Source organism: Isoptericola sp. S6320L, assembly GCF_023015685.1.
GTDB classification, from domain to species: domain Bacteria; phylum Actinomycetota; class Actinomycetes; order Actinomycetales; family Cellulomonadaceae; genus Isoptericola; species Isoptericola halotolerans_A.
This window is the reverse complement of the sequence record NZ_JALKAT010000013.1, coordinates 50,260-76,852: the sequence shown is the minus strand read 5'-3', so window position 1 is coordinate 76,852 and position 26,593 is coordinate 50,260. Positions and strand designations below refer to the sequence as shown.

Here is a 26,593-nt window from a genome sequence, read left to right as displayed (position 1 = left end):
GCGGAGTCAAAGCGGTCCGGATCGACACGTTCGGCGGCGGGAGGCGGCGGGAGTGGGGGTGGATCAGGCGGTCTTGATCTCTCCGCGCTGGACCCGCAGGACTCCGACCAGCAGCGGCAGGCCGACCCAGATCGCGGTGGTGACCGCGAGCTGCGCCCACTGCTCGCCACCCATCGACCCACCCGTGATCAGCGGCATGGAGGCGGTCTGCAGGTCGAGCCACGGCCACACGTCCTGCCACGACTGCACCAGCGCCGTCAGGCCTCCCACGATGGTCGGCACCACGAGGTAGACGACGATCGCGCCCGGCGTGCTCTGCAGCGCCAGACCGAACGCCACGCCCTGCATCATCCAGATCGCGAGCATCAGCACCATGCCGGCCGTCATCGCGCCGAGGCCCCAATCGGCGTCGGCGTCGCGGAAGGTGATGACCGCCAGGTGCGCGATCGCGGCGATCGCGACGGCGACCAGGAAGAAGGCCAGCCCGGAGCCGACCGCGGTGACCAGCTTCGCCCACACGACGCGCAACCGGCGCGGCTCCAGCGTGAAGGTCGTCAGCCCGGTGCGCTGGGACCACTCGGCGGTGGTGGCGAGGATGGCGACGATCGGCAGGAGCATCGCGAGCGGCGTCGACGTGTTGGTGACGAACGCCTCGAACGACACGTTGCCGTCGCCCACCAGGCCGGTCACGGCCAGGACTCCGGCGGTGATCACGGCGATGGTGACGAACAGCCAGCGCACCGCCCGGGTGTCGAGCTGCTTGCGCCACTCGTACGCCGCGAGCCGGGTGAACGGCACGGGCTTGAGGTCGTGCTTCCGGGTGCGGGTGGCAGGCGCGGCCTGCTGGACGGCGGTCATGCGGACACCGCCTCTCGGGCGTCGTCGGCGGTGAGCTCGAGGAACAGCTCCTCCAGCCCGCGGGAGGACGTGTCGCGCAGCTCGACGACCAGGACACCGGCGGCGACGGCGGTCCGGGCGACCTGCTCGGCACCGGCGGTGGTGGTGAACCCGCCGCCGGGCTGCGGCTCGACGTCGATCCCGGCCTCGCGGCACGCGGCGGCCAGCGCGGCGTCGTCGGTGGAGCGCACGAACGTCCCGGCGGCGCGCAGCAGGTCGTCCTTGGTGCCCTCGGCGACGACGCGGCCGCGTCCGATGACGACGAGCCGGTCGGCGACGTGCTCGATCTCGGAGAGCAGGTGCGAGGACAGCAGCACTGTGCCGCCGTCCGCCGCGAAGTCGCGCAGCAGGTCACGCATCCACCGGATACCGGCGGGGTCGAGGCCGTTGGCCGGCTCGTCGAGGATGAGGACGTCGGGCTCGCCCAGCAGCGCCCCGGCGATGCCGAGCCGCTGGCGCATGCCGAGGGAGTAGGTGCGCACGCGGCGGCCGGCCTCGGCCGGGGTGAGGCCGACGACGTCGAGCACCTCGTCGACGCGGTGCCGTCCCACGCCGGTGAGCAGCGCGGACAGGGCGAGCGTCTCGCGGCCGGTGCGTCCGGCGTGCTGTGCCGCGGCGTCGAGCAGGACGCCGACCCGGCGGCCGGGGTTGGCGAGCGCGCCGTACGGCTTGCCCAGGATGCGCGCGGTCCCGCTGGTGGGCGGCGTCAGGCCGGTCATCATGCGCATGGCGGTGGACTTCCCGGCGCCGTTCGGCCCGAGGAAGCCGGTGACGAGGCCTGGCTCGGCGGTGAACGACACGTCGTTCACGGCCGAGACCGGCCCGTATCTCTTGGTCAGGTGCTCCACGGTGATCATGCCTCCAGGCTGCCGCGCGAGCAGGGGCCCGCGCATCGCCCGCAGGGTGGGTCCGTGTCCGCCGTCGGGCTCGTCCGTGTCATCCCTTCGGCGGATGCCGGCCGGGCCAGGCAGCGTCCGACGGCGGATGCCCGGCCGGGGCGATCGCCCTACGCTCGCTGGGTGCCCACCCCGACGGACGACCCGTACCGGCCCGACCCGGCCGTGCTCGACACCGACCCCGTAGCGCGGGACAGGGCACGCACCCGGGGGGTCTGGCGTCGGGTGTGGGGCGAGACGTGGCGGCTGGCGGTGGCGCTGGTGTTCAGCACGATCGTCTTCGGTGGCATGGCGGTGGAGGCCGAGTCGGCGCAGCAGCCGATCTCCGAGCAGCAGGTCGCCCTCGACGTTCTGGTGGGGCTGGTCTGCTTCGGCCTGGTGCTCCTGCGTCGGCGGTGGCCGACGACGATCGCCCTGCTCGTCTGTGCGGGTGCTGCCGTGTCGGTGCTCGCCGTCGGGCCGGTGGCCCTGGCGGTGGTGTCGTTGGCGACGCACCGGCAGTGGTGGCGCATCGTCGCGGTCGGGGTGGTGTACGTCCTCAGCGGCTGGACGTACGAACGGCTCTACCCGCCGGTGGACAGCGTGGGGTGGCCCGTCGCCCTGGGCGGGGGAGTCGTCCTCTACTCGCTGATGGTGTGGATCGGGGCGTACATCGGCCTGCGGCGCGAGTACCTCGCCGGCCTGCACGAGCGGATCGCGACGGCGGAGCGTGAGCAGGCGAGCCGGGTTGCGCAGGCACGGGCGAACGAGCGCGCACGGATCGCGCGGGAGATGCACGACGTGCTGGCGCACCGCATGTCGCTGGTGGCGATGCACGCGGGCGCGTTGGCGTACCGGACGGACCTGCCGCGCGAGCAGGTCGCCGAGACGGCCGCGCTGGTGCGGGACAGCGCCCACGCGGCGCTCGGCGAGCTCCGCGAGGTGCTCGGCGTCCTGCGCGGGCTGGACGGTCCGCCGCCGGGCGCGGTCGGCGGGCCCCACGCAGCCGATCCGGAGCGTCCCCAGCCCACGCTCGTCGACTTGCCGGCGCTGGCCCGCTCCACCACGGACGCCGGGACCCCGGTCCGGCTGGAGGACCGCCGGGACAGTCCGGAGAAGCTGCCGACGGCGGCGTCCCGCACCGCGTACCGGATCGTCCAGGAGGCCCTGACGAACGTGCGCAAGCACGCGCCGGAGCTCTCCGCCTCGGTGGTGCTGCACGGTGCGCCGGGGCAGGGGCTGTGGATCACGGTGACGAACCCGACCGCGCTGACGGACGCCGGCGGGGACGACGCACCGTCGGTGCCGCCGTCGGGCCTGGGGCTGCTCGGACTCACGGAGCGGGCCGAGCTGGCCGGGGGCACCTTGACGGCCCGGGCGACGGACGGCCGCTTCACGTTGCGTGCCTGGCTACCGTGGGCGCCATGACCGACTCGATCTCCGTCGTCGTGGTCGACGACGACGCGCTGGTACGCGCCGGGCTGGGCCTGATCCTCGGCGGCGCCCCGGAGGTGCGGGTCGTCGGCGACGCCGGCGACGGGGACGATGGCGTGGAGTTGGTACGCCGCATGCGCCCCGACGTCGTCCTCATGGACATCCGGATGCCGCGCATGGACGGGATCGAGGCGACCCGGCGCATCGTCGCACCCGGAGGTGCCGCGGGTGGTGCCGGGGGTGGTGTCACCGGTGGTGGTGCGAGTGATGGTGCGCCGCGGGTCATCGTGCTGACCACGTTCGACACGGACGACATGGTGCTGCGCGCCCTGCGTGCCGGGGCCGCGGGTTTCCTGCTGAAGGACACCCCGCCCGACCGGCTGGTCGCCGCGGTCCGGGCGGCGGCGGACGGGGAGCCGACGCTGTCACCGTCGGTCATGAGCCAGCTGATGGCCCAGTTCTCGGCGGACCCGGCGGACGGCGCCCGCGACGCGCGGCTGCTCGCACGGCGCCGTCTCGCGACACTGACCGACCGGGAGCGGGAGGTCGCCGCGGTGCTGGCCGAGGGCCTGTCCAACGCGGAGATCGCGGCCCGGCTCTACCTGAGCGTGCCGACGGTCAAGACGCACGTGTCGCGGATCCTCGACAAGCTGGGGGCGGCCAACCGGGTGCAGGCGGCGATCGCGGTCCACGACGCCGCGTCGGGCGGCAGGTAGAGCGCTCGCGCGCCGTCCGCGAGCTGCCCGGCCGGATGCACGGCCCGCCGGTCGAGGCTGCTTTTTTCGCACGTGTCCGGTGAGCGGGATCCGAGCCACCGCAGCGCACGCCATTCACGCTCCGCGTGAGATTCACGCACAGCGTGAGTGGCGTGCGCGACTCGCGTCAGGATCCCGCTCGCCGGTCACCCCTGTTTCGCAGTGCCGCGCCCCGCGGCACGTGCGGGATCTACCAGGGGATTCGCCCGTTCCGGTCGGGCGCCTCGCTGACCAGCTCGATCACGCGACAGCCGAAGAGCTGCGCCAGGCGACCGATCTCGTCGAGGGACCACGGGACGCGCTCCCGGAACCGGGCCGAGACCGCCGTGCGCGACAGCCCGAGCTCGATGGCGAGCTGCTGCTGGGACAGCCCGCGCCGTGCGCTCTCGAGGCGGACGGCGCCGGCCGCCACCCTGCTGAGCCCGTCGCGCGCCATCCGGGGAGCGGGTCGTGGGCGCGCGCGCCCGGTCGCTCCACGGCCACCCTCGGGGCCGCCTTCGCCGTCGTCCACGTCGAGGACCAGCTCGAGGTCGGGGACATCGAAGAATCTCCGCATGGCAGCAGTGTCGTGCCGTCCCGTCCCCGCACGGCGGTCGTCCACAGGGTCGGTCGCCGCGCGGCGCGCGGCGCTCAGAGACGCTCGCGCAGCCAGGCGATGTCGGTGCCGACGTCTCCCTTGGTCTCGCAGATCACCGGCGCGCCGGCCTCGCGGACCACGCCCACCAGCAGCTCCGGGGGGATGGTGCCCGCACCGAAGTTCGTGTGCCGGTCGGCACCGGAGCCGGCGTCGTCGCGGGAGTCGTTGGCGTGCACCAGGTCGATGCGCCCGGTGATCGCCCGGACGTCCGCGACCGCGGAGGCCAGGTCGATCCCACCCGCCCAGGCGTGGCACGTGTCGAGCGTGAAGCCGACGTCCGAGCCGCCGTCGGCCTGCTGCACGGCGGCCCAGAGCTGCTCGATCCGTTCCAGGCGCCGCGCCATCGAGTGGTCGCCGCCCGCGGTGTTCTCGATGAGGACGGGGACGTCGGTCTCCAGGGAGTCGATCGCCTTGCGCCAGTTGTCGAAGCCCTTTGCCGGATCGTCGTTCGCGGTCACGTGCCCGCCGTGCACCACCACGCCCCGGGCGCCGATCTCGCCGGCGCGCGCCATGACCTGCTGCAGGAGCTTGCGGCTGGGGATGCGGATGCGGTTGTTGGTGGACGCCACGTTGATGACGTACGGGGCGTGCACGTAGACGTCCAGGCCGGCCGCCGCCGTCGCCGTGCGGAACGCCTCGGCCTCGCCGTCGGCGAGCGGCGGCACCTTCCACGCCTGCGGGTCCGAGACGAAGACCTGGACGACGTCCGCGCCGATGGCCGCCGCGTCCGCGACGGTGTCGGCGAGGCTCACGTGGGCACCGATCCTGAGGCTCATGGGTTCAGCGTAGGGCGAGACCCCGACGGTGGTGGCCCGGCTGCTACGGTGCCCGCAGTCGACGAGGAGGACGAATGTTCTCGATGGGCTTGAGCGGGCTGGTCATGGTGATCCTGCAGGTGCTCCTCCCGTTGGCGACGGCGGTCGCCGTCGTGGTGATCGCCGTGACCATGGTCCGCGGCGGCTCGCCGGCGCGGGCGGCCGGAGCGCCGACGGACCGGCCCGGCCTCCTCGAGCAGCGGCTGCACCACCTCGACCGCCTCCACGACGCCGGCCGGATCACGGACGACGAACGCGCCGAGGCCCGGGCCCGGCTGCTGGGTACCCTGTGACGCCACCCGGGTGACCGAGGACCCGGATCGCGACGGCAGGCACCCGTCGTACGCTGGAACGCATGCCCAGCACACCACCGCTCGCCTACGTCATCGCCGGCTCGGAGGCCACCGGCGGTGCCGGGATCCAGGCGGACCTGAAGACGTTCCAGCAGCTCGGCACCTACGGCGTCGGCACGCTGACCTGCATCGTGTCGTTCGACCCGGAGAACGACTGGGGGCACCGGTTCGTGCCGGTCGAGCCGCAGGTGATCGCCGACCAGTTCGAGGCCGCCACGGCCACGCACGACCTCGACGTCGTGAAGATCGGCATGCTCGGCACACCCGCCACGATCGACGTCGTCGCGCGGTCCCTCGCCTCCCGGCCGTGGCGGCACGTCGTGCTGGACCCGGTGCTCATCTGCAAGGGCCAGGAGCCGGGCGCCGCCCTGGACACCGACACCGCGCTGCGCGCGCAGGTGCTGCCGCTCGCCACGGTGGTCACCCCGAACCTCTTCGAGGCGAAGACGCTCGCCGGCATGGACTCCGTGGAGACGGTCGACGACCTGGTCGAGGCGGCGCGCCGCATCCACGGCCGGCTCGGCACCACGGAGGGCGCCGGGGACGGGACGCGGTACGTCGCGGCGAAGGGCGGCGTCGAGCTGCCCGGGCCGGACGCCGTCGACGTCCTGTACGACGGCGAGCACGTCACCGTCCTGCGCACGCCCAAGGTCGGCGAGGAGCGGGTCTCCGGTGCCGGCTGCACCTTCGCGGCGGCCATCACGGCCGAGCTCGCGAAGGGCACCGACGTCCCGACGGCGGTCCGGACCGCCAAGGACGTCGTGACCCAGGGGATCCGTGCGCGCGTGGCCGCGCACACGCCGTTCGACACCGTGTGGCAGGGAGCGTACGCACCGCAGGGTGCCTGAACCCCGGCTGCTCGCGTCGCCTGCGGCACCTGCCGGTCCGTACGGCGGACGCAAACTATGTATCAAGCGGGGTTCGGCTTAGTCTCTAGGGCGTGAGCGACAACTACGGACAGCAGAGCCCGAGCACCGGCGCGATCGAGCGCGTCGTGGCCCGGCACGAGATGCCCGACCCGTTGCGCGACGACATCCGCCTGCTCGGCGGACTGCTCGGCACCGTGCTGCGCGAGGCCGGCGGACAAGGCCTGCTCGACGACGTCGAGCGCCTGCGCGAGCTGACCATCCGCGCCTACGGCGTGGACGACGGCGGAGCGAGCCTCGAGGAGGCAGCGGAGGTCGTCGCGGGGTTCAGCCTCGAGCGGGCCGAGCAGGTGGCCCGGGCCTTCACGTGCTACTTCCACCTGGCGAACCTCGCCGAGGAGTACCACCGCGTGCGGGTGCTGCACCACCGCGAGTCGGAGTCGGGTGCCGCCATCGAGGAGTCGCTCCCCGCGGCCTTCACACAGCTCACCGAGGAGGTGGGTCGAGAGGAGGCCGTCCGACGCCTGGGCGAGCTGGAGTTCCGCCCCGTCCTGACGGCCCACCCGACCGAGGCCCGCCGTCGTGCGGTCTCCGGCGCGGTGCGGCGCATCTCGACGCTGCTCGCCGAGCGCGACACGATGCGTCCCGGTGGGACGTCGCGCACCGAGAACGAGCGGCGCATGCTCGCCGAGATCGACACCATGTGGCGCACCTCGCCGATCCGGGCGTCGAAGCCCACGGTGCTGGACGAGGTCAAGACCGCCATGGGCGTCTTCGACGCCACCATGTTCAGCACGTTCCCCGAGGTGTACCGCCGGCTGGACGACTGGCTGCTGAACGGCGAGGCCGGGGCGCGCGCGCCGATCGCGAAGCCGTTCGTCTACCTGGGTTCCTGGATCGGCGGCGACCGTGACGGCAACCCCAACGTGACCGCCGAGGTCACCCGTCAGGCGGCCACGCTCGCCGCGGAGCACGCGCTGACCGCCCTCGAGGAGGCCGCCCGCACCACGGGGCGCAAGCTGACGCTCGAGGAGGCGACCACGCCGGCGTCGGCCGAGCTGAAGGCCCTGTGGCAGCGGATCCGCCAGCTCTCGGACGACCTGACCACCGCCGCCGCCGCGGACTCCCCGAACGAGCCGCACCGCGCGGCGGTCCTCGCGATCGCCGGCCGGATCGCCGCGACCCGCACGCGGGACGCCGACCTCGCCTACCAGCGTCCGGAGGAGCTGGAGGCGGACCTGCGCACCGTGCAGGCGTCGCTGGTCGAGGCCGGGGCGCAGCGTGCCGCGTTCGGCGACCTGCAGAAGCTGGTGTGGCAGGTGCAGACCTTCGGGTTCCACCTGGCCGAGATCGAGGTGCGTCAGCACTCGCAGGTGCACGCCGCCGCGCTCGAGGAGATCGCCGAGAAGGGCGTCCACGGCGAGCTGAGCGACCGCACCCGCGAGGTCCTCGACACCTTCCGCGCCCTCGGTGCGGTGCAGAAGCGGTTCGGTGAGCGGGCCGCCCGTCGCTACATCGTGTCGTTCACCCAGGCGCCGGAGCACATGGCGGCCGTCTACCAGCTCGCCGAGCTGGCGTTCGACGGCGCGGACGACGCACCGATCATCGACGCGATCCCGCTGTTCGAGACGTTCGCGGACCTCGAGAACTCGGTCGACATCCTCGAGGCGATGCTCGAGATGCCGCAGGTGCAGCGGCGCCTGGCGCAGAACGGCCGGCGCGTCGAGGTCATGCTCGGCTACTCCGACTCGTCGAAGGACGTCGGACCGGTCGCGGCGACCCTCGCGCTGCACTCCGCGCAGTCGCGGATCGCGGAGTGGGCGCAGCGCCACGACCTCACGCTGACGCAGTTCCACGGCCGGGGCGGCGCCCTGGGCCGCGGCGGCGGCCCCGCGAACCGTGCGGTGCTCGCCCAGCCCCCGCACTCGGTGGACGGCCGGTTCAAGCTCACCGAGCAGGGCGAGGTCATCCTGGCCCGCTACGGCGACCCGACCATCGCGGCACGGCACATCGAGCAGGTCGCGGCGGCCACGCTGCTCGCCTCGGCGCCGTCGACGGAGAAGCGCAACGCCACCACGGCCGAGCGGTTCTCGGCGCTCGCCTCCTCCCTGGACGCGACGTCGCGGGCACGGTTCCACGAGCTGGTGAAGTCCGAGGGCTTCCCGCAGTGGTTCGCCGAGGTCACGCCGCTGGAGGAGGTCGGCCTGCTGCCGATCGGCTCCCGCCCGGCCAAGCGCGGCCTCTCGGTGAACTCCCTCGACGACCTGCGCGCCATCCCGTGGGTCTTCTCCTGGTCGCAGGCGCGCATCAACCTGGCCGGCTGGTACGGCCTGGGCACGGCGCTGCGGACGTTCGGCGACCTGGACGAGCTGCGGGCGGCCTACCGCGAGTGGCCGCTGTTCGGCACGCTGCTCGACAACATCGAGATGTCGCTCGCCAAGACGGACGAGCGCATCGCCGCCAAGTACCTGGCGCTCGGCGACCGCGACGACCTGGCGGCCATGGTCCTGGACGAGCTGCGCCTCACCCGCGAGTGGGTCCTGAAGATCACCGGCAACGACTGGCCGCTGGCCAGCCGCCGGGTGCTCGGTCGGGCCGTGCAGCTCCGCTCGCCGTACGTGGACGCGCTGTCCCTGCTCCAGGTGCGTGCGCTGCGGGCGCTGCGCACCCAGGGCGCCAGCGAGGGCCTGACGATCGAGGACGGCGAGTGGGTCGACGGCGGCTACAAGGACCGCTGGCGCCACCTGCTGCTGCTCACCGTGAACGGCGTGAGCGCCGGCCTGCAGAACACCGGGTGATGACGCCGGACGCCGCGGTCGCGCTCGAGCTGGCGGTGCAGGACGTCGCGGGCGTGGCGGTCGCGGCGTCCGTGGGCGCGCGCCGGGTCGAGCTCTGCACCGCCCTGGGTGCCACCGGCGGCGTGACGCCGGGCCCCGGTCTGCTGGCCGCGGCCGTCGAGCGTGCCGCTGCTCCGCCGTCGGGCACCCCCGTGGAGGTCCACGTGCTGGTGCGCCCGCGGCCGGGCGGGTTCGTCCTGGCCGCCGGTGAGCTGGACGTGCAGGTGCGCGAGGTCGAGGCGGCCGTGCACGCCGGAGCGAGCGGCGTCGTCGTCGGTGCGCTCACCGCCGCCGGTGAGGTCGACGGGGTGGCGCTGCGCGCGCTCGTCGCCGCGGCGGGCGAGGCCGAGGTGACGTTCCACCGGGCGTTCGACCAGCTCGCCGACCCGGTCGCCGGCCTCGACGCGCTCGCCGCGGCCGGCGTCGCCCGCGTCCTCACCTCGGGCGGGGCCGCCCGCTGCGCGGACGGCGTCGAGCAGCTGCGCGCCTGCGCGGCGCACGCCCGCGGCCGGCTCGGTGGCGTGGTGCAGGTCATGGCCGGCGGCGGTGTGCGCGTCGAGGACGTCGCCGCGCTGCGTGCCGCCGGCGTCGACGCGGTCCACCTGTCCGCCAAGCGCACCGTGGCCGACGACGGCGGGCCCGGCGGCGGCGGAGGCTCCGGCTACGAGGTGACCGACCCCGACGTGGCGGCCGCCGCGGCCGCTGCCGTCGCCGGGGCCGCGGCCGTCAGACGGTGATGAGGCGGAGCACGGCCCCGACCGGGTCGCGGACGTCGACCAGCCGGCCGAACGCCGAGTCGGCCGGCTCGCCGAGGACGGTGCCGCCGAGCTCCGCGGCCCTCGCGGCCGCCGCGTCCACGTCGGCCACACCCAGGTAGACGAGCCAGGACGACCGGTCGGTCCGTTCCTCGCCGGCCGCGTCGTAGACGCCGGCCGTGGCCGCCTCCTGGGTGTCGTTCGTGGCGTACCGCATGCTGCCGTCGGACGGCACGAGCGTGATCCGCCAGCCGACGGCGTCGCGGTAGAACGCCGTCGCGGCGTCGAAGTCCGTCGTCCACAGCTCGAACCAGCACGGTGCGCCGGGCTCCATGACGCGCGCGAACCCGTCGTGGCCGTGCGGCTCCCAGAACGCGACGGACCCGCCCACCGGGTCGTCGGCGACGAGGAACCGACCCTGCCCGGCCGCGTCGTCGGGACCGATGAGGAGCGTGCCGCCGTGCTCCGTGACCTGCCCGGACACGGCGTCGACGTCCGCGGTGGCCAGGTAGACCGACCACTCGCTCGGCCCGCCCGGCCGCATGCTCGGGCCGACGCCCGCCACCGGTTCTCCCCGGTGGAGGAACTGCCCGTAGCCGCCGAACTCCTCGCCGAAGCCGACGTGCTCCCAGCCGAAGAGCTTGGTGTAGAACGGGATGGCGGCGTCGACGTCGTCCGTCCCCAGGTCGATCCAGATCGGCGCGCCGTCCGGCAGGTCTCCGCGTGCGGGCATGTCGTCCTCCGTGGTGTCGGCTCGGCGCCGGCCGGCGGCCGGCGCTCGTCAGGACAGACGGTGCCCGACGGCGGAACTCATCGCCGCGCGAGCGCCGTCAGCACGCGGTCCACGCTGGAGCGGATGCCCCAGCGGTCGGCCAGGGCGTCGAGGGTCTCGGCGTCGTACGGCTCGCGCGGCAGGGCGTCGTCGAACGTCCCGACGGGGGCGTCCGCCGCGACCTGCACGACGGCGGGAGCCACCGCGAGGTAGTCGCCCGCCTCGGCGAGCTTGGCCCGCTGGGTCGGGGTCACGCCCTTGTCGCCGGCGGCGGCAGCCTCGAGCAGGCGGTCCAGGGAGCCGTACGCCGCGAGCAGCTTGGCCGCCGTCTTCTCCCCGATGCCGCGCACGCCCGGCAGGCCGTCCGACGGGTCCCCGCGCAGGACCGCCATCTCGGCGTAGGCGGCGCCGGTCGGCACCCCGTACTTCTCGGCGAGCAGCGCCTGGTCCACGACGTCGGGATCGCGCACCCCGCGCGCCGGGTAGAGGATCGCCACCCCGGCGTCGTCGTCCACGAGCTGGAAGAGGTCGCGGTCGCCGGTGACGACCGCGACCTGGGGCCCGGTGCCGCCGGTCCCGGCCGGGCTGCCGCCGTCGGCGGCGGACGCGGCGAGCTCGCGGGCTACCAGCGTGCCGATGACGTCGTCCGCCTCGAAGCCCGGCGCACCGACGCGGGCGATGCCGAGCGCGGCGAGGACGTCGACGATGACCGGCACCTGCGGGACCAGGTCCGCCGGCACCTCCTCGACGTCCGGGCCGTCGTCGCGCCGTTCGGCGACGCGGTGCTCCTTGTAGGATCCGATCGCGTCGACCCGGAAGGCGGGCCGCCAGTCGTCGTCCCAGCAGGCCACGAGGCGCTCGGGCCGGTGCTCGGTGACGAGGAACGCGATCATGTCGAGCAGGCCGCGCACCGCGTTGACGGGGCGGCCGTCGGGGGAGCGCAGGGAGCCGGGCAGGCCGAAGTAGGCCCGGAAGTAGAGGCTCGCGGTGTCCAGCAGCATCAGGCGCATGGGGCCAGCCTCTCAGGAGCCACCCACGGCGGCACCCACCAGGGCGATCCCGCCGACGACGGCGAGCACCGTCACGGCGAGGGTGCTCAGCGCGTGGAGCACGGCGGCGACGTGGCGCCCGCCGCGGAACATCGTCACGGTCTCGACGGTGGCGGTCGAGAAGGTGGTGAAGCCGCCGCAGAGACCTGTCGCCAGCAGCAGCCGCCACGGCTCCCCGCCCGGGCCGGCGAGGACGAGCCACCCCGTGACGGCGCCGATGAGCAGCGAGCCGAGCACGTTGACGATCCACGTCCCCCACGGGAACCCGGTCGGGCGGCGGGCCTTGATGCTGTCGGCGAGCCAGAAGCGGGCCGCCGCGCCGATCCCGCCGCCGAGGCCCACGAGCAGCATCCCCAGCAGCGGGGACACCGTGGCGGTCATCGGCCCCGCCCCGTGCGGGGGCCGCGGGGGCCGCGGGACGTACGCAGGCCGGCGAGCACCCCGAGCAGCGCAGCCACGAGGCCGAGCAGCAGCGTGGCGCCGCCGTACGCCAGGGCGGTGTGCCACTGACCGCCGGAGAGCAACGTCTCGACGTCGAGCGCGAGCGACGAGTAGGTGGTGAAGCCGCCGAGCACGCCGGTGCCCCCGAACAGGCGGAGCCGGCGCAGGCGGTCGGTCTCGCGACCGTGGACCGCGAGGGCCTCGAGCAGCCATCCGAGGGCGAACGCCCCGACGACGTTGACGGCGAACGTCGCCCACGGCCAGCCACCCGGCTCGGCCGGGAGGGCGAGCGACACCGCGTAGCGCAGGCAGGAGCCGACGGCCCCGCCGACCGCGACGAGCCCGAGCAGCCGCAGGTCGCGGTGCGGGGGTCGGGGCGAGGTCACGGGCACCATCATGGCGGACGCGCCGCGCTGCTACCTCGCCGCGAGCGGCACTACCTCGGCGAGTCCAGCACTACCTCGGCGTGTCCCGCCCTACCTCGGCGTGTCCCGCGCTACCTCGGCGAGTCCCGCCCTACCTCGCGGGCTCGGTGGGCAGGTGGTCGGGGAGCCCGAAGCGCGGGAACCACGTCGCCGTGTCGAGGAACGTCGTGATGCCGGTGATGTGACCGACGCCGTCGTCCTCCAGGACCACCAGCCCCCACGGCGCCCACCCGCCGTCCGGGGACGCGCGGTACTGCCCGAACGCCATCGAGCCGTTGGCCCGCACCCGCAGGCACCGCGACCCGCGGCACCCGTGCCCCGGGCCGAGCATCCACCGGGCGATCTCCCGCGGACCGGACACCCACAGCGTGTACGGCGGCATGTTCAGCACGGCGTCCTCGCGCAGCAGGGCGACCAGGGCCTCCATGTCGTAGCGCTCGAACGCGTCGAGGTAGCGCTCCAGGAGCTCGTCGTCGACGGTGCCCCACCGGGCCTCGTCGCGCTCGAGCGCCTTCGTGCCGAGGGTGGCGCGGGCCCGCTGCAGCGCGGAGTTCACCGAGACCACGGTGGTGTCGAGCAGCGTCGCCGTCTCCGCCGCCGACCAGCGCAGCACCTCGCGCAGCACCAGCACCGCGCGCTGGCGGGGCGGGAGGTGCTGCAGGGCGGCGACGAACGCGAGCCGGACCGACTCGCGCCCCACGGCCATCTGCGCCGGGTCCCCCTCGCGGGGCAGCACGGCGTCGTCCGCCACGGGCTCGACCCAGCGGTCCTCCGGCAGCGTCTCGCCGAAGTTCTCGATCTCGGCCGGTTGGGGGCCGCCGAGCCCCATCGGTCGTTCGCGGCGCTTGGACGCGCCGAGCGCGTCGAAGCACACGTTGGTCGCGATCCGGTAGAGCCAGGACCGCAGGGAGGACCGCCCCTCGAAGCGGTCGTAGGCGCGCCAGGCGCGCAGCATCGTCTCCTGGACGGCGTCGTCCGCGTCGCCGGCCCCGCCGAGCATCCGGTAGCAGTAGCCCGTGAGCTCCCGCCGGTACTCCTCGAGGCGCGCGCCGACGTCGGGGACGTCGCCGACACCCGTCACGGTCTGTGTCATGCCTCACACGGTAGGACGAGGTACCGACACCCGCGCGCCACGGGCAGCGCCGGCTCACGTCCGCCGACGTCGCGCCTCGTCACGCGTCCACGGCAGCACGCGCTCGACGAGCGGCACCGAGCTCGTGGTGGGCGACGAACGCCGCACCACGGGCACGTTGCCGCTCAGCGGCCGCGCCGTCCGGTCGATCTCGAACCAGACCGTCTTGCCGGCGCCGACGGCGGCGTGCCGCCCGACGACGTCGCCCACCTGGTGCTGCTGGACCCCCCACCGCGACGCGAGCTTCTCGAGGAACTGCACCCCCCGGCCGGACAGATCCTGGGGTTCCGGGGCACGCAGCACCGGCGGGCGGGTGCAGCCGTCCCGCACCCCGACGCGCAGCCGGCGGTCGTCCACCTCGACGGTCGCCACGATCGGTCCCCGGCCGTGCTCCAGCGCGTTGGTGAGGATCTCGCTCGCGAGCAGCATCGCCGTGCGCCGCTGCTCGCCGTCGACGTCGCACGACTCCAGCACGTCGTCGACCCAGCGCCGGGCGGGCCCCAGGTCGCTGAGGGCCTCAGCGACCTTGCGCTCGGCGGTGGCGGGACCGTCCTCCCCGGGTGGGCCGGACGGCGCCGGGACGCGGGCGCGCACCGCGAGCACGGCGACGTCGTCGCGCTGGGCCCGTCCCACGAGCCGCCGGACGAGGGCCCGGGGCAGGGCCGCCGTCGCCTCGCCGTGCACGTCGGCGAGCGCCTCGCGCAGGTCGCGCATGCGGTCGGTGATCATCACGCCGCGCCGCTCGACGAGGCCGTCGGTGTAGAGCAGCAGCGTGTCGCCGGGCAGCAGGCGGGTGACGTGGTCGTGCCGGTCGGTGCCGGGGTCGACGCCGAGCAGCATGTCGGTGCGGGCGTCGAGCTGCTCGACCGTCCCGTCGCGGCGCAGCACCAGCGGCTGCGGGTGCCCGGCGTCGGACCAGGTCAGCGTGTACCCGCGCTCGGGGGTGCCGTCCTGCCCCGTGTCGCCCTGCGGGTGCTCGTCGTGGTCGAGCCGCACGACGACGGCGGTCGCCAGCGCCTGGGGGCCCAGGGTGGCGTTGGCCCGGTCGAGGCGGCTCAGCAGCGCGGCCGGCGACTCGTCGTGGCTCCAGGCGAGGGCCCTCAGCATGGACCGGAGCTGGCCCATCTGCGCGGCGGCGTTCACGTCGTGCCCGGCGACGTCGCCGATGGTCAGCACGGCGGTGCGGTCGTCGCGCACCACCGCGTCGTACCAGTCGCCGCCCACCTGGTCGGTGCGGGCCGCGGGCGCGTACGTCGTGGCGATGTCGAGGTGCGCGACCTCGGGCGCGTCGGAGAGCAGCGACTCCTGCAGCGTCGTCGCGACCCGCCGCCGGGCCTCCAGCAGCGCGACGCGCTCGAGGGCCATCGCCACGTACCGGCTGAGCGTGGTCTCCAGCGCGGCCGTCCCGGCGTCGTGCTCGCGCGCCTCCTCCCACACGCACACGACGACGCCGATGACGTCGTCGTCCGCGACGACCGGCAGGAACGACCGCGCGCCGGTGGTCATGAGGCCCACGCCCGCCATGGCGGGGTAGGCCTCGCCCATCTCTCGCTGGTCGCGGTAGAAGAGGGTCCGGCGCTCGCGCACGACGGCGGTGTCCGGCCGGGGGGAGTCGAGCCGCGTCGAGCGCATGGTGTCGGGGAACCCGGGTTCCTGGTGCCCGACGGTCACGTAGCGCAGGTGCCGGCGGTCCGCGTCGACGAGGGCGAGCGAGCACCAGCGTGCCCCCATGCCGGTGCCGACCACCTGGGCGATGGTCTCCTCGACCTCCTCGAGCGTCGTCACCCCGGCGAACTGCTCGGAGAGCCCGAGCAGGAACTGCGCCCGCTGGTGGGCGCGGAACGCGACCTGCTCGGCGCGGCGGGCGCGCTCCCGCTCGGCCCGGAGCCGCAGCTCGCCGGTGCAGGAGGCCGCCAGGTCGCTGAGCGTGGCGAGCTCGTCCTCGGTCCAGCGGCGCACCGCCGTGTCGAGCGCCCAGAGGGCGCCGACGACCTGTCCCCGGCCGTCCTCGACGGGGAACCCCGCGACGGCCAGCGTCCCCATCTCCTGGGAGATGTACCGGTGGGCGAAGCGCTCGTCGGTCCGGGTGTCGTCCACGACGAGCGGCGACCGCTCCGCGACGACGATCCCGGTCGCGGGGTCCGCGACGTCGATGGCCCGTTCGCGCTGCAGCGCCGCGGGCATGCCGACCGCACCGGGCAGGAGCTGCACGCCGTCGGCCAGCACGACGAAGGCGGCTGCGGGCACGCCCAGGTTGCGGTGGACGAGCCGCACGATGCGGTCGAACACCTCGTCGGCGATGGACTCGTCCGGGGCGCCACGGAGCAGCGAACCCAGGACCTTGGTCGCGGGCACGGACCCAGTATGGCCCCCATCTCCCGGATCGCGTGCCTCCTCCGGTGGCTCGACGCGTCGCGCCTCCGGCAGGGCGCGGCAGCAGGGTTCGCGCTACCCGTTGCGACCTACGTCACACCGCGCGCACACTGGGAGCAGGAACCGATACGGGGGTGGACTCGTGGTGGGAACCGCTGGAACGTTCGACGCCTTGCCCATGCTGGGGCGGGGAAAGCACCGCAACCCGAAGAAGGGCGCGTGCTTCATGGAGCTCGCGTCGTTCCTCGCCGGTGAGCGCTGGAGCGACCATCCGCAGTGCACGCATCCGCTCCTGGCGATGCTGGCACGTGCGGTCAACGACCTGACCTCGGACCAGGCGCGGCCACGGCTGTCGACCATGATCCCGTCGGTCATCGGCCTGACGAGCGACGACCCGCGCTGGGACGTCCGGATCGCGCTGCGGTCCGCCCGGACGGCGCTGCCGGTGGCACCCGCCGACCGGCAGCAGACCCTGGCCGTGGCCGTCTTCGGCGCCGAGCGCATGCTCGACGCGCTCGACGGCAGGCCGGACGGGACGCTGGGACCCGAGAGCGTGGCCGCGCTGGCCAGCGCGCCGAAGACGGCCGACTGGGCCCGCCGGTTCTGCGCGGGGACGCACGTCAAGCCGAAGCGGTTCGTGCGCGACGCCGCGCCGTCCGTGGTGTCGACGGCGGTCCAGGGCATCAGCGAGGCGTACGTGCCCGACTCCGACGCGCGGCTGCGGGAGCTGCTGCAGGCCACCATCGAGGACGCGCGCCGCTGGTCGGGGCTCGACGAGCGCTCGCAGGAGCTGCGCGCGGAGCAGTGGGTCGACGTCGTGCGGCCCGCCGAGGTCTGAGGACCGTGCACCCCCTCGGCGTCTGGTAGACCGAGGGGGTGATCGAGAACCCCCTGGACCAGCTCTCCCTGGCGGACCTGCGCCGTCGTACCTCCGTCAAGTGGCGCGCCTACCCCGAGGACGTGCTGCCGCTGTTCGTCGCGGAGATGGACGTGCCCCAGGCGCCGTTCCTCGTGACCGCCGTGCAGCGCGCTCTGGAGCTCGGCGACACCGGCTACGACCACGGCACCGGGTACGCCGCGGCGCTCGCACCGTTCGCCGCGCGGCGGTGGGGCTGGACGCCCGACGTCGGCACGAGCCGCACGCTGCCGGACGTGATGGTCGCCGTGGTCGAGGTGCTGCGAGTCCTCACCGGCCCCGGGGACGCCGTCGTCGTCACCCCGCCCGTCTACCAGCCGTTCTACGCGTACACGCGCAACGAGGGCCGTCAGGTCGTCGAGGCGCCGCTCGACGCCGCCGGCCGCCTCGACCTCGGCACGCTCGAGGCGGCCTTCAAGGTCGCGACGGGCATCTCGGGGCACGGCCGCGGCCCCGGCTCGGGCCGCCGCGCCGTGCTGCTGCTGTGCAGCCCGCACAACCCGACGGGCACCGTCCACACGCGCGCCGAGCTGGAGGCGGTGCTGGCGCTCGCGGACCGGTACGGCGTCCGGGTGGTGGCCGACGAGATCCACGCACCCTTCACGTTCGCCGACCTGGCCGACGGCGCCATACCGTTCACGCCGCTCCTCTCGGTCGCGGGGAGCGAGGGCGCGATCGCGGTGCACTCGGCGTCGAAGGCCTTCAACCTCGCCGGCCTGCGGGCCGCGACGGCGGTGGGTGGCCCCGGCGCGGCGGGCGACCTGCGGCGCATGCCCGAGATCGCCGGGCACGCCGTGAACCACCTCGCCGTCATCGCGCACGCCGCGGCGTACACCGAGGGCGACGAGTGGCTCGACGCGCTCCGGGCGGGGATCGTGCGCAACCGGGAGCTGGTGACGGGGCTGCTGGCCGAGCACGCCCCGGCGGTGCGGGTCCACCCGGCCGACGGCACCTACCTGATGTGGCTGGACGTGCGAGGTGCGGTGCCCGAGGGCGCCGACCCGCACCACCACGTGCTGCGGACGGCACGCCTGGCCCTCGGGGACGGCCGGCAGTTCGGCACCGGCGGCGAGGGTCGGCTCCGGCTGAACCTCGCGGCGTCGGCCGAGACCCTCACGGAGGCGGTGTCGCGCCTGACGAAGGCCCTCCCGCCGAGGTAGTACCGCGCGCGCCGAGGTAGTACCGGTTCAGCCGAGGTAGTCGGGGGCCGCCTCGGCGCCGAGCGCCTCCTCGAGCGTGAGCCCGGTGTGGTGCACGTACGCCGCCAGGTCCGGCCCCACGTAGCGCAGGTGCCACGGCTCGGCCGCGTAGCCGGTCACGTCCGCGTCGCCGGCGGTGTAGCGCACCACGAACCCGTGGCGCCAGGCGTGGGCCGCGACCCAGTCCGACGACGGCGTCCCCCCGAAGCGCGTGAGGTCCACCCCCGCCTGGGTCACGTCGGCCGCCAGCCCGGTCTGGTGCTCCGAGTGCCCGGCGCGGGCGGAGAACCGCTCTGCCGCCGCTGCCCCGTGCCCGCGCACGTACCGGTCGTGGAGCCGTTCCTGGTAGCCGGCGGACCGATAGCCCGAGACGAGGACGAGCTCCTTGCCGGTCGCCTCCCGGGCGGCGGTCGCCAGCCCGGCCAGCGCGTCGGCGGCCACGGGCCGCAGCCGCACACGCGACCCGGCGGTGGCGAGCGCGGGCCGGACCAGCCGGTCCGGCTCCCAGGACCGGGGCTGCACCGGGTGCCGCTTGTTGACCAGGACGGCCGGGTCGCGCGGGTCGGCGGCAGCCTCCCAGGAGGCCGTGACCACCTTCACGCCGCTCACGGCGGGTGCCGCGGACCCGCTGCCGCCGACGGCGAGACGCCAGCGGGTGGCGCGGTCGTGCGTCCAGTGCCGGGTGAGCGGCACGTCGGTGACGTCCACCTCGCCGTCCGCGAGCCGGAGGACCTGGCGCGTCACCCAGGTGCCGCCGACCTGCTGCTGCACCTCGAGCTCACGGCCCCGGGCCGGCGAGACCAGCACGACGTCCCTGAGGTGCTCTCCGGCCACGCCGGACTCCGCCGGCCGCCACCCGGTGATCGTGGTGGCCTCGGGCAGCGGCACGTGCCGGGCGGCCACGGGCGGGCCGGCCGGCGAGACCTCGGCCGCGCCTGCCGTCGTCGGCCACCCGAGGGCAGCCAGGACCGCCGCCGCCAGGAGCGTGCGGGCGGCGCGACGTCGGGAGGCTGGGCGGGGCACGGACGACAGCCTGCCAGGCGTCCCGCCACCTTGGCCACACGAGCAGACGGCTCGCTCGTGGCACGTTCGACGGTATCGGGACGGCGCGCGCTACCCTCCCAGCGTGCGCCGACGGACAACGTTCACCGTGACCGCCCTCCTCTCGCCTGCCGTCGTGCTCGCCCTGGCGGCCTGCACCGGCGCGGACCGACCACCGGCGTCCGACGCGGCCGACACGCTCGCCACGGCTCTGGCCTCCCTCGACCTGACGGGCGTCCGGGTCGCCACGAGCACCTCGGCGGACCCGCAGGCGCACCTGGTCGAGGTGACCGAGCCGCTCGTCGAGGCTGCCGAGGCGGCCGGCGTCGAGCCCACCGTGACCGTCGCCGAGGTCACCGAGGTGGACGAGGGGTCCGACGACGCCCCGCCCGCCGCCGAGGTCACCCTCGCGTGGACCTGGCCGCTCGACGGCGACCGGACGTGGGAGTACACCACCACGACGGAGCTGGTCTGGGTCGCGCCGCCCGAGGGCTCCGAGGAGCCGGGCACCTGGGAGACGCAGTGGGACACCGATCTCGCCGTGCCGGGGCTCGCGGCGGGCGAGCGGCTCGCGATCGACGAGCTGCCCGCCGAGCGCGGCGACATCCTCGACGTCGACGGCGAACCGCTCGTCACCGAGCGCGACGTCTACCGGGTCGGCATCGACAAGACGCGCATCGCGTCCACGCAGTGGGCCGCGCAGGCCCGCCGCCTGGGCAAGATGATCTGGACGGATCCCGCCGACTACGTCGCGCGCGTCGAGGCCGCGGGCGACAAGGCGTTCGTCGAGGCGATCACCGTGCGCCAGGAGGACCCGGGCATCGACTTCTCGGTCGGCCGGGCGCGGGGCATCGAGGGCGTCAACGTCATCTCCGACACGATGGAGCTCGCGCCGACGTCGTCGTTCGCCCTGCCGATCCTCGGCCGGTCCGGCGAGGCGACGGCCGAGATCATCGAGGAGTCCGACGGCGCGGTCGTCGCGGGCGACGTCGTCGGGCTCTCCGGGCTGCAGCGTGACTACGACGAGCAGCTCCGCGGGGCGGACGGGCTCGTGGTGAGCGCGGTCCCCTCGGAGGGGGACGCCGAGGACGGCGAGGAGCCCCGGGAGCTCTACCGGGTCGAGCCGACCGAGGGCGCCGACGTCGGGACCACCTTCGACCCCGCGCTGCAGGTGCTCGCCGAGGAGACGCTGGCGGGCGTGGAGCCGGCCAGCGCGATCGTCGCGATCCGGCCGTCCACCGGTGACGTGCTGGCGGCCGCGAGCGGACCGGGCAGCGAGGGGTGGTCGACGGCGACGCTCGGCCAGTACGCGCCGGGCTCGACCTTCAAGGTGGCCACCGCGCTCGCCCTGCTGCGGGCCGACACCTTCCCGGAGGACACGGTCGAGTGCCCGGAGACCATCACGGTGAACGGTCGCACCTACTCCAACGTGCCCGGCTACCCGGCGTCGGCGACGGGCGAGGTCTCGTTCGCCACGGCGTTCGCGCACTCGTGCAACACGGCCTTCATCGGGACGGCCGAGGCGGTCACGCAGGCCGAGCTCGCCGCGGCCGGCGCGGACCTGGGGCTCGGCACCTCCACCCGGTTCGACCGGACACCGGTGTTCACCGGCTCGGTGCCGTCCGAGGCGTCGCAGACGGGGCACGCGGAGTCCGTCATCGGGCAGGGCAAGGTGCTCGCGTCCCCCTTGGGGATGGCGACCGTGGCGGCGAGCGTCGCCGCGGGGGAGCGGGTCGAGCCGCGCATCGTCCGGTCGGTGACGGACGCCGAGGGCGCCGAGGTGGACACGTCCGCCGAGCCCGAGGCCTCGGCGGACGCCTCCGCCGAGGCACCGGAGGACGGCCCGGCCGGGGACGGGCTGACCGAGACGGAGGCCGCCGACCTGCTCGACCTCATGGGCGGCGTGGTCACGGACGGCAGCGCGTCGGTGCTCGCCGACGTCCCGGACGTGGTGGGCGCCAAGACCGGCACGGCGCAGTACGGCGACGGCTCACGCCAGCACGCGTGGATGCTGGCGGTCGCGGACGACCTGGCCGTGGCGGTGTTCGTCGAGGACGGCGAGTACGGCTCGACGACGGCGGGCCCGCTGATGGAGAGATTCCTCGCGGGCCGCTGAGCCGCCGGTCAGCCGCTCATCAGCCGCCGGTCAGCCGCTCATCAGCCGCTGGTCAGCGGCTCAGGAGCGGTAGCCCGCGTCGGCGCACATCCGCTTCACCACGTCGGCGGCCGACTCGACGTCGGCGGGATCCGCCGAACCGCCGGCGAGCGAGGTGGCGAACGGCTCGCGGACGGCCTCGAGGATCGAGGCGGGCCCGGGCTGCGCGTCGAGGATCTGTCCCTCGAGACGGTCCCGGATGGTGGTCAGCTCCACGGAGTTCTCGGCGGTCGCGGGGTAGGCGACCGCCGAGGTCCACCGCTTGACGCGCTTGTTGATCGACTGGCTGCCGCCGACGTGGTACGCGCGGCAGGTGGCCGCGACGTCGACGCTCTCCGCCTCCGCCGGACCGGCGGCGGCGGTGGGGGACTCGGCGGCGGGGCCGCCGCTGCCCGGCTGGGCGCACGCGGCGAGCAGGAGGACGGCGGAGAGGGCCGCGGCGGCGGCGAGGGGACGCATGGGGCGATTCGACTACGAGGTGCCACGCCCAGGCAATCCTCAGCCCCCGACTGTGCCGAGGGTCACTCCCGGACGAACCGTGCGCCGCGCTCGGCGACGCGTCCGGCGCCCCGTCCGCCGTCGGCCGCCGCGTCCCAGGTGTAGACCTCCGTGCCGGTGACGAACACGTGCTCGGCACGGGAGGTCACGTCGAGCGGGTCGCCGGACCAGACGACGACGTCGCCGTCCAGCCCGGGTCGCAGCGCCCCGACGCGCTCGTCGAGACCGAGGAACGCCGCCGGGTTCACGGTGAGCGCCTCGAGCGCCACCTGCCGGTCGAGGCCCTCCTTGACCGCCAGCGACGCCTGGTGCACCAGGAAGTTGATCGGCACCACGGGGTGGTCGGTGGTGATGGCGACCCGCACCCCGGCCTCGGCCAGGCGCGCGAGGCTGGAGATCGCCCGGTTGCGCAGCTCGACCTTGGTGCGGGTGGTGAACATCGGGCCGAAGATGACCGGCACGTCCCGCTCGGCGAGCACGTCCGCGACGGCCGCGCCGTCGGTGCCGTGGTTGATCACGAGGCGGTAGCCGAACTCGTCGGCGAGTCGCAGGGCCGTCGCGATGTCGTCGGCGCGGTGGACGTGCTGGTCCCAGGCGAGCTCGCCGGCGAGCACGCGGGCCAGCGTCTCCTTGCCGAGGTCGCGGGCGAACGGCTCGCCCTTGGCCTCGGCGGCGGCGCGGGCGGCGGCGTAGTGCTGGGCCTCGACGAAGGCCTGGCGGATGACCGCGGCGACGCCGAGCCGGGTGGACGGCAGCTTCTTCTGGTCGCCGTAGACGCGCTTGGGGTTCTCGCCGAGGGCGGACTTCACCGAGACGGCCTCCGCGAGGAGCTGCTCGTCGACGGTGCGCCCGCCCCACGTCTTGATCGCGACGGTCTGCCCGCCGATCGGGTTGCCGGAGCCGGGCTTGACGACCACGGACGTCACGCCGCCGCCGAGGGCGTCACGGAACCCCTCGTCCTCGATGTTGATGGCGTCGAGGGCGCGCAGCGCGGCGCCGTTCGGGTCGGTCATCTCGTTGGTGTCGTTGCCCGCCCAGCCCTCGGACTCCTCGTGCACGCCGACGTGCCCGTGCGACTCGACGAACCCGGGCAGCACCCACCGCCCGCCCACGTCGAGGGTGCGCACGCCGTCGGGCACGGCGACGTCGGTGCCGACGGCGGTGATGACGCCGTCGGTGACCAGGACGGTCCCGCCGTCGACCGGGTCGCCGACCACGGGGACCACGTAGGCGTTGGTGAGGGCCACGGAGCTGCGGGTGGTGCCCGGGGTGCCGGGTCGCGTCGAAGAGGTCATCACCCCATCCTGCCCGGTCCTGTCGCCCGGGTCATCGGTCGGACGGCAGGTGCGCGGCGACGGCCGTGCCTCCCGGTGCGATGATTCGGTCCGTGCTGCGCCCACCGTTCCTTGCCCTCGACGCCGTCGCGGCCGACTGCTACGCGGAGGTCGGCTGGAGCATCGAGCGCGCGGCGTCCTCCTTCCGACGAGTGCCGCACCGCGTGCTCCTCGTGCCGTCCCTGGACCGGAGGACGGCGCTGGGCGAGCTACGACACAGGTCGCTCGCCGACAAGGGGACCGATTGGATCTCCGGGGGCCATGACTTCTTGGCCGAGTGGTACGACGACCCGGGCGCCCGCGAGATCGCGACCGGCGTCCTCGTGACCGCTGGGCAGACACCGCGGAAGTCAGCGGAGCGCGTCGTCGCTCTCGTCGGAGGAGGGCACCCGTGACCGCCGGCGGTGCCGAGACGGTCCCCTGGCGGGTGCTGCTGCCGGTGTGCGTGGGTCTCGTCCTCGCCGTCGGCGGCGCGTTCGTCGCCGGGGACGCGGGATCCACGGTCCTGACCGCCGAGCGTCTCGCCACCCACGGGGAGGCCACCACCGCGGCCGACGCCGAGGGGTCGGGCGGCCGGGAGCGCGCGGTCGAGGCGTCGGTCGCCCTGCCCGGCCGCGACCGTCGGCTCCGGCTCGACGGAGCGACCGTCGCGGACTCCGACCTGGCACCGGCGTCGGTCGGCGCGGAGCTGTCCGGCGCATGGCGTCCGGTGGACAGCGGGCCCTATGCCGGGACGTTCGACGTCCTGCACGATCCTGCCGACGTCGAGACGGTCATGGCCGTGCGCGACGTGGAGAGCGTCACCGGCGACGAGGTGACGCGGACGATCGCCGTCGTCTCGGCCGGGGTGTCGCTGACCGCGACGGCGCTCCTGGCGCTCGCGGCGGTCGTCGGGTACCGCCGTGCCCGCCGGCGGACCACCGGCACCGCCTGAGCGCTGCCGCCCGGTTCAGGCCTCCGGGACGTTCTCCTCGATCTCGCGCAGCCAGGCCGCCGGCGACGCGTCCGAGGGCATCCGCCAGTCCCCGCGCGGCGACATCGTGCCGCCCGCGGAGACCTTGGGCCCGTTGGGCAGGGCGGAGCGCTTGAACTGCGCGGCGAAGAAGCGCCGGTAGAACACGAGCATCCAGTGCCGGACGGTCGCCAGGTCGTAGGCGGAACGCTCGTCGTGGGGGTAGTTCGGCGGCCAGTCCCCGACGGACGCGTCGCACCACGCGTGCCACGCCAGGAACGCGATCTTGGACGGCCGCAGCCCGTGCCGCAGCGTCCAGTACAGCGTGAGGTCCTGCAGCGCGTACGGCCCGACCATCGCCTCGGTGGACTGCGGCGTCTCGCCCTCGCCGACGGGGACCAGCTCCGGAGAGATCTCCTGCACCACGATCTCGCGCAGCACGTCGCCCACCTCGGCGGGGAAGTCCCCGGAGTCGGCCACCCAGCGGATGAGGTGCTGGATGAGGGTCTTCGGCACGCCGGTGTTGACGGCGTAGTGCGACATCTGGTCGCCCACGCCGTACGTGCACCAGCCCAGCGCCAGCTCGGACAGGTCGCCCGTGCCCAGCACGATCCCGCCGCGGTGGTTCGCGATCCGGAACAGGTAGTCGGTGCGCAGCCCGGCCTGGACGTTCTCGAACGTCACGTCGTACACCGGCTCGCCGTCGCCCGCGGGGTGGCCGAGGTCGCGCAGCATCTGGGTCGCCGCGGGCCGGATGTCCAGCTCCTCGAACCCCACGCCGAGGGCGCGCGCCAGCCGCGTGGCGCGGTCCTTCGTCGCGGCCGACGTCGCGAAACCCGGCATGGTGATCGCGTGGACGTCCGTCCGGGGCCGCCCCAGCCGGTCCATCGCCCGGGCGGCGACGACGAGCGCGTGCGTGGAGTCCAGCCCGCCGGAGACGCCGATGACCACCTTCGGCCGGCCGATGGCCTGCAGCCGCTTCTCCAGGCCCGTGACCTGGATGTTGTACGCCTCGTAGCAGTCGAGCGCGAGGCGCGCCGCGTCGTCGGGCACGAACGGGAAGCGGTCGACCTTGCGGAGCAGCCCGAGGTCGCCCGCCGGCGGCCGGACCTCCCACTCGACGGTGCGGAAGCCCGCGACCCGCTCGCCGAGCCCGCGCCGGTTGTCGTCGAAGGTGCCCTGCCGCAGGCGGTCCTGGCGCAGCCGGTCGAGGTCGACGTCCGCGACGGCGCGGCGGGGCCCGTCCGGGAAGCGCTCGGTCTCGGCCAGCAGGTCGCCGGCCTCGTAGACCATGGTCTGGCCGTCCCAGGACAGGTCGGTGGTCGACTCGCCCTGCGCCGCGGCGGCGTAGACGTACGCGGCCAGGCAGCGGGACGACGCCGAGCGCACCATGAGGCGCCGGTCCTCGGCGCGCGCGATCGTGATGGGGCTCGCGGACAGGTTGAGCAGCACGGTGGCGCCGGCCAGGGCGGCCTCGGCGGACGGCGGGACCGGGACCCACATGTCCTCGCACACCTCGACGTGCACCGTGAGGCCGGCGACGTCCGTGGCGCGGAACAGCAGGTCCGGGCCGAACGGGACGTCGTCGTCGGCGAACGGCAGCCGGACGCTGCCGCCCCGGCGGTCCGCGCCGGCGGCGAACCACCGCGACTCGTAGAACTCGCGGTAGGTCGGCAGGTAGGACTTCGGGGCGACGCCGAGCACCCGGCCCCCCTGGACGACGACGGCGCAGTTCAGCACGCGTCCGCCGACCTCGAGCGGTGCGCCCACCACCAGCAGCGGGCGCAGGTCGGCGCTCGCGGCGACGATCTCGGCGAGGGAGTCGGCGACGGCCTCCAGGAGGGTGTCGGCCAGGTGGAGGTCGTCCAGCGCGTAGCCCGACACGGACAGCTCGGGGAAGACCGCCACGGCGACGCCGTCGTCGTGGCAGGCGCGTGCCTCGGCGAGGATGGCGGCCGCGTTGGCGGCGGGATCGGCGACCGTCACGGGCACGGTGCAGGCGGCCACACGGGCGAAGCCGTGGGCGTAGGCGTTGCGGAAGTCCACCCTCCGAGTGTGCCCGACGTCCTGCCCTCCGTGTTC

25 protein-coding genes are annotated in these 26,593 nt (G+C 74.7%); 11 read left to right on the top strand and 14 right to left on the bottom strand.

The window, feature by feature from the left end; translation table 11 throughout:
- Positions 1–63 precede the first annotated feature (63 nt).
- Positions 64–858 (bottom strand): ABC transporter permease, encoded by a 795-nt coding sequence (locus MWU57_RS09755; RefSeq protein ID WP_246908975.1) that lies wholly within the window; start codon positions 856–858, stop codon positions 64–66.
- A complete protein-coding gene (locus MWU57_RS09750; RefSeq protein WP_106265374.1) occupies positions 855–1,754 on the bottom strand; it encodes an ABC transporter ATP-binding protein in 900 nt (299 codons plus the stop codon). Before MWU57_RS09750 ends, MWU57_RS09755 begins: the two co-directional genes overlap by 4 nt.
- A gap of 162 nt (positions 1,755–1,916) precedes the next feature.
- Between MWU57_RS09750 and MWU57_RS18395 the strand changes: the two genes are divergently transcribed.
- Complete coding sequence (locus MWU57_RS18395) at positions 1,917–3,200, top strand: sensor histidine kinase (protein ID WP_246908974.1); 1,284 nt, start codon at positions 1,917–1,919, stop codon at positions 3,198–3,200.
- A complete protein-coding gene (locus tag MWU57_RS09740) occupies positions 3,197–3,922 on the top strand; it encodes a response regulator transcription factor (protein WP_246908973.1) in 726 nt (241 codons plus the stop codon). Before MWU57_RS18395 ends, MWU57_RS09740 begins: the two co-directional genes overlap by 4 nt.
- 229 nt (positions 3,923–4,151) lie before the next feature.
- Here MWU57_RS09740 and MWU57_RS09735 read toward each other — a convergent pair whose 3' ends face one another.
- Both MWU57_RS09735 and MWU57_RS09730 read right to left on the bottom strand, forming a co-directional pair.
- Positions 4,152–4,517 (bottom strand): helix-turn-helix transcriptional regulator, encoded by a 366-nt coding sequence (locus MWU57_RS09735; protein WP_106265370.1) that lies wholly within the window; start codon positions 4,515–4,517, stop codon positions 4,152–4,154.
- Between the two features lie 74 nt (positions 4,518–4,591).
- The gene (locus MWU57_RS09730) at positions 4,592–5,374 is read right to left on the bottom strand and encodes a deoxyribonuclease IV (RefSeq protein ID WP_246908972.1); all 783 of its coding nucleotides are present in this window, start codon (positions 5,372–5,374) and stop codon (positions 4,592–4,594) included.
- Positions 5,375–5,448: 74 nt separating this feature from the next.
- Between MWU57_RS09730 and MWU57_RS09725 the strand changes: the two genes are divergently transcribed.
- The 4 genes from MWU57_RS09725 to MWU57_RS09710 all read left to right on the top strand — a co-directional run bounded on the left by MWU57_RS09725 (position 5,449) and on the right by MWU57_RS09710 (position 10,206).
- A complete protein-coding gene (locus MWU57_RS09725; RefSeq protein WP_246908971.1) occupies positions 5,449–5,706 on the top strand; it encodes a hypothetical protein in 258 nt (85 codons plus the stop codon).
- Positions 5,707–5,768: 62 nt separating this feature from the next.
- Positions 5,769–6,614, top strand: coding sequence for a hydroxymethylpyrimidine/phosphomethylpyrimidine kinase (locus MWU57_RS09720; protein WP_246908970.1), 846 nt, complete (start codon positions 5,769–5,771; stop codon positions 6,612–6,614).
- A gap of 161 nt (positions 6,615–6,775) precedes the next feature.
- On the top strand, positions 6,776–9,430 hold the full coding sequence (locus MWU57_RS09715) for a phosphoenolpyruvate carboxylase (protein WP_106265910.1): 2,655 nt from the start codon (positions 6,776–6,778) through the stop codon (positions 9,428–9,430).
- On the top strand, positions 9,430–10,206 hold the full coding sequence (locus tag MWU57_RS09710; protein WP_246908969.1) for a copper homeostasis protein CutC: 777 nt from the start codon (positions 9,430–9,432) through the stop codon (positions 10,204–10,206). The genes MWU57_RS09715 and MWU57_RS09710 overlap by 1 nt, the downstream gene beginning before the upstream one ends.
- Here MWU57_RS09710 and MWU57_RS09705 read toward each other — a convergent pair.
- From MWU57_RS09705 to MWU57_RS09680, 6 genes are all read right to left on the bottom strand, one after another.
- Positions 10,196–10,957, bottom strand: a complete 762-nt coding sequence (locus MWU57_RS09705) for a VOC family protein (protein WP_246908968.1) — start codon at positions 10,955–10,957, stop codon at positions 10,196–10,198. The genes MWU57_RS09710 and MWU57_RS09705 overlap by 11 nt on opposite strands.
- A gap of 77 nt (positions 10,958–11,034) precedes the next feature.
- Positions 11,035–12,006, bottom strand: coding sequence for a 5'-3' exonuclease (locus tag MWU57_RS09700; protein ID WP_246908967.1), 972 nt, complete (start codon positions 12,004–12,006; stop codon positions 11,035–11,037).
- Between the two features lie 12 nt (positions 12,007–12,018).
- Positions 12,019–12,426 carry a fluoride efflux transporter CrcB gene (crcB, locus tag MWU57_RS09695; protein ID WP_246908966.1) on the bottom strand — a complete coding sequence of 136 codons (408 nt, stop codon included), beginning with the start codon at positions 12,424–12,426 and terminating at the stop codon, positions 12,019–12,021.
- Positions 12,423–12,881, bottom strand: coding sequence for a CrcB family protein (locus tag MWU57_RS09690; RefSeq protein ID WP_374108545.1), 459 nt, complete (start codon positions 12,879–12,881; stop codon positions 12,423–12,425). Before MWU57_RS09690 ends, crcB begins: the two co-directional genes overlap by 4 nt.
- A gap of 121 nt (positions 12,882–13,002) precedes the next feature.
- Positions 13,003–14,004: a sigma-70 family RNA polymerase sigma factor gene (locus MWU57_RS09685; RefSeq protein ID WP_106265358.1), complete on the bottom strand. Its 1,002-nt coding sequence runs from the start codon at positions 14,002–14,004 to the stop codon at positions 13,003–13,005.
- A 54-nt stretch (positions 14,005–14,058) separates the two neighbouring features.
- The gene (locus MWU57_RS09680; protein ID WP_246908964.1) at positions 14,059–16,398 is read right to left on the bottom strand and encodes a SpoIIE family protein phosphatase; all 2,340 of its coding nucleotides are present in this window, start codon (positions 16,396–16,398) and stop codon (positions 14,059–14,061) included.
- 196 nt (positions 16,399–16,594) lie between these two features.
- Here MWU57_RS09680 and MWU57_RS09675 point away from each other — a divergent pair, with 196 nt between their 5' ends.
- Both MWU57_RS09675 and MWU57_RS09670 read left to right on the top strand, forming a co-directional pair.
- The gene (locus MWU57_RS09675; RefSeq protein WP_246908963.1) at positions 16,595–17,254 is read left to right on the top strand and encodes a hypothetical protein; all 660 of its coding nucleotides are present in this window, start codon (positions 16,595–16,597) and stop codon (positions 17,252–17,254) included.
- Positions 17,255–17,292: 38 nt separating this feature from the next.
- Complete coding sequence (locus MWU57_RS09670; protein WP_246908962.1) at positions 17,293–18,492, top strand: MalY/PatB family protein; 1,200 nt, start codon at positions 17,293–17,295, stop codon at positions 18,490–18,492.
- Between the two features lie 27 nt (positions 18,493–18,519).
- Here MWU57_RS09670 and MWU57_RS18390 read toward each other — a convergent pair whose 3' ends face one another.
- A complete protein-coding gene (locus tag MWU57_RS18390) occupies positions 18,520–19,554 on the bottom strand; it encodes a D-alanyl-D-alanine carboxypeptidase family protein (RefSeq protein ID WP_246908961.1) in 1,035 nt (344 codons plus the stop codon).
- A gap of 103 nt (positions 19,555–19,657) precedes the next feature.
- On the opposite strand from MWU57_RS18390, the gene MWU57_RS09660 reads away from it, so the two are divergent.
- On the top strand, positions 19,658–21,688 hold the full coding sequence (locus tag MWU57_RS09660; RefSeq protein WP_246908960.1) for a penicillin-binding transpeptidase domain-containing protein: 2,031 nt from the start codon (positions 19,658–19,660) through the stop codon (positions 21,686–21,688).
- A gap of 60 nt (positions 21,689–21,748) precedes the next feature.
- Here MWU57_RS09660 and MWU57_RS09655 read toward each other — a convergent pair whose 3' ends face one another.
- Both MWU57_RS09655 and MWU57_RS09650 read right to left on the bottom strand, forming a co-directional pair.
- Positions 21,749–22,186: a hypothetical protein gene (locus MWU57_RS09655; RefSeq protein ID WP_106265345.1), complete on the bottom strand. Its 438-nt coding sequence runs from the start codon at positions 22,184–22,186 to the stop codon at positions 21,749–21,751.
- A 62-nt stretch (positions 22,187–22,248) separates the two neighbouring features.
- On the bottom strand, positions 22,249–23,520 hold the full coding sequence (locus MWU57_RS09650) for an amidohydrolase (protein ID WP_246908959.1): 1,272 nt from the start codon (positions 23,518–23,520) through the stop codon (positions 22,249–22,251).
- Between the two features lie 92 nt (positions 23,521–23,612).
- Here MWU57_RS09650 and MWU57_RS09645 point away from each other — a divergent pair, with 92 nt between their 5' ends.
- Positions 23,613–23,954 (top strand): hypothetical protein, encoded by a 342-nt coding sequence (locus MWU57_RS09645; RefSeq protein ID WP_246908958.1) that lies wholly within the window; start codon positions 23,613–23,615, stop codon positions 23,952–23,954.
- Positions 23,951–24,493: a hypothetical protein gene (locus MWU57_RS09640; protein ID WP_106265339.1), complete on the top strand. Its 543-nt coding sequence runs from the start codon at positions 23,951–23,953 to the stop codon at positions 24,491–24,493. The genes MWU57_RS09645 and MWU57_RS09640 overlap by 4 nt, the downstream gene beginning before the upstream one ends.
- Before the next feature lie 15 nt (positions 24,494–24,508).
- Here the strand turns inward: MWU57_RS09640 and MWU57_RS09635 are convergent, their stop codons facing one another.
- Positions 24,509–26,557, bottom strand: a complete 2,049-nt coding sequence (locus MWU57_RS09635) for an NAD(+) synthase (protein WP_246908956.1) — start codon at positions 26,555–26,557, stop codon at positions 24,509–24,511.
- Positions 26,558–26,593: the final 36 nt, after the last annotated feature.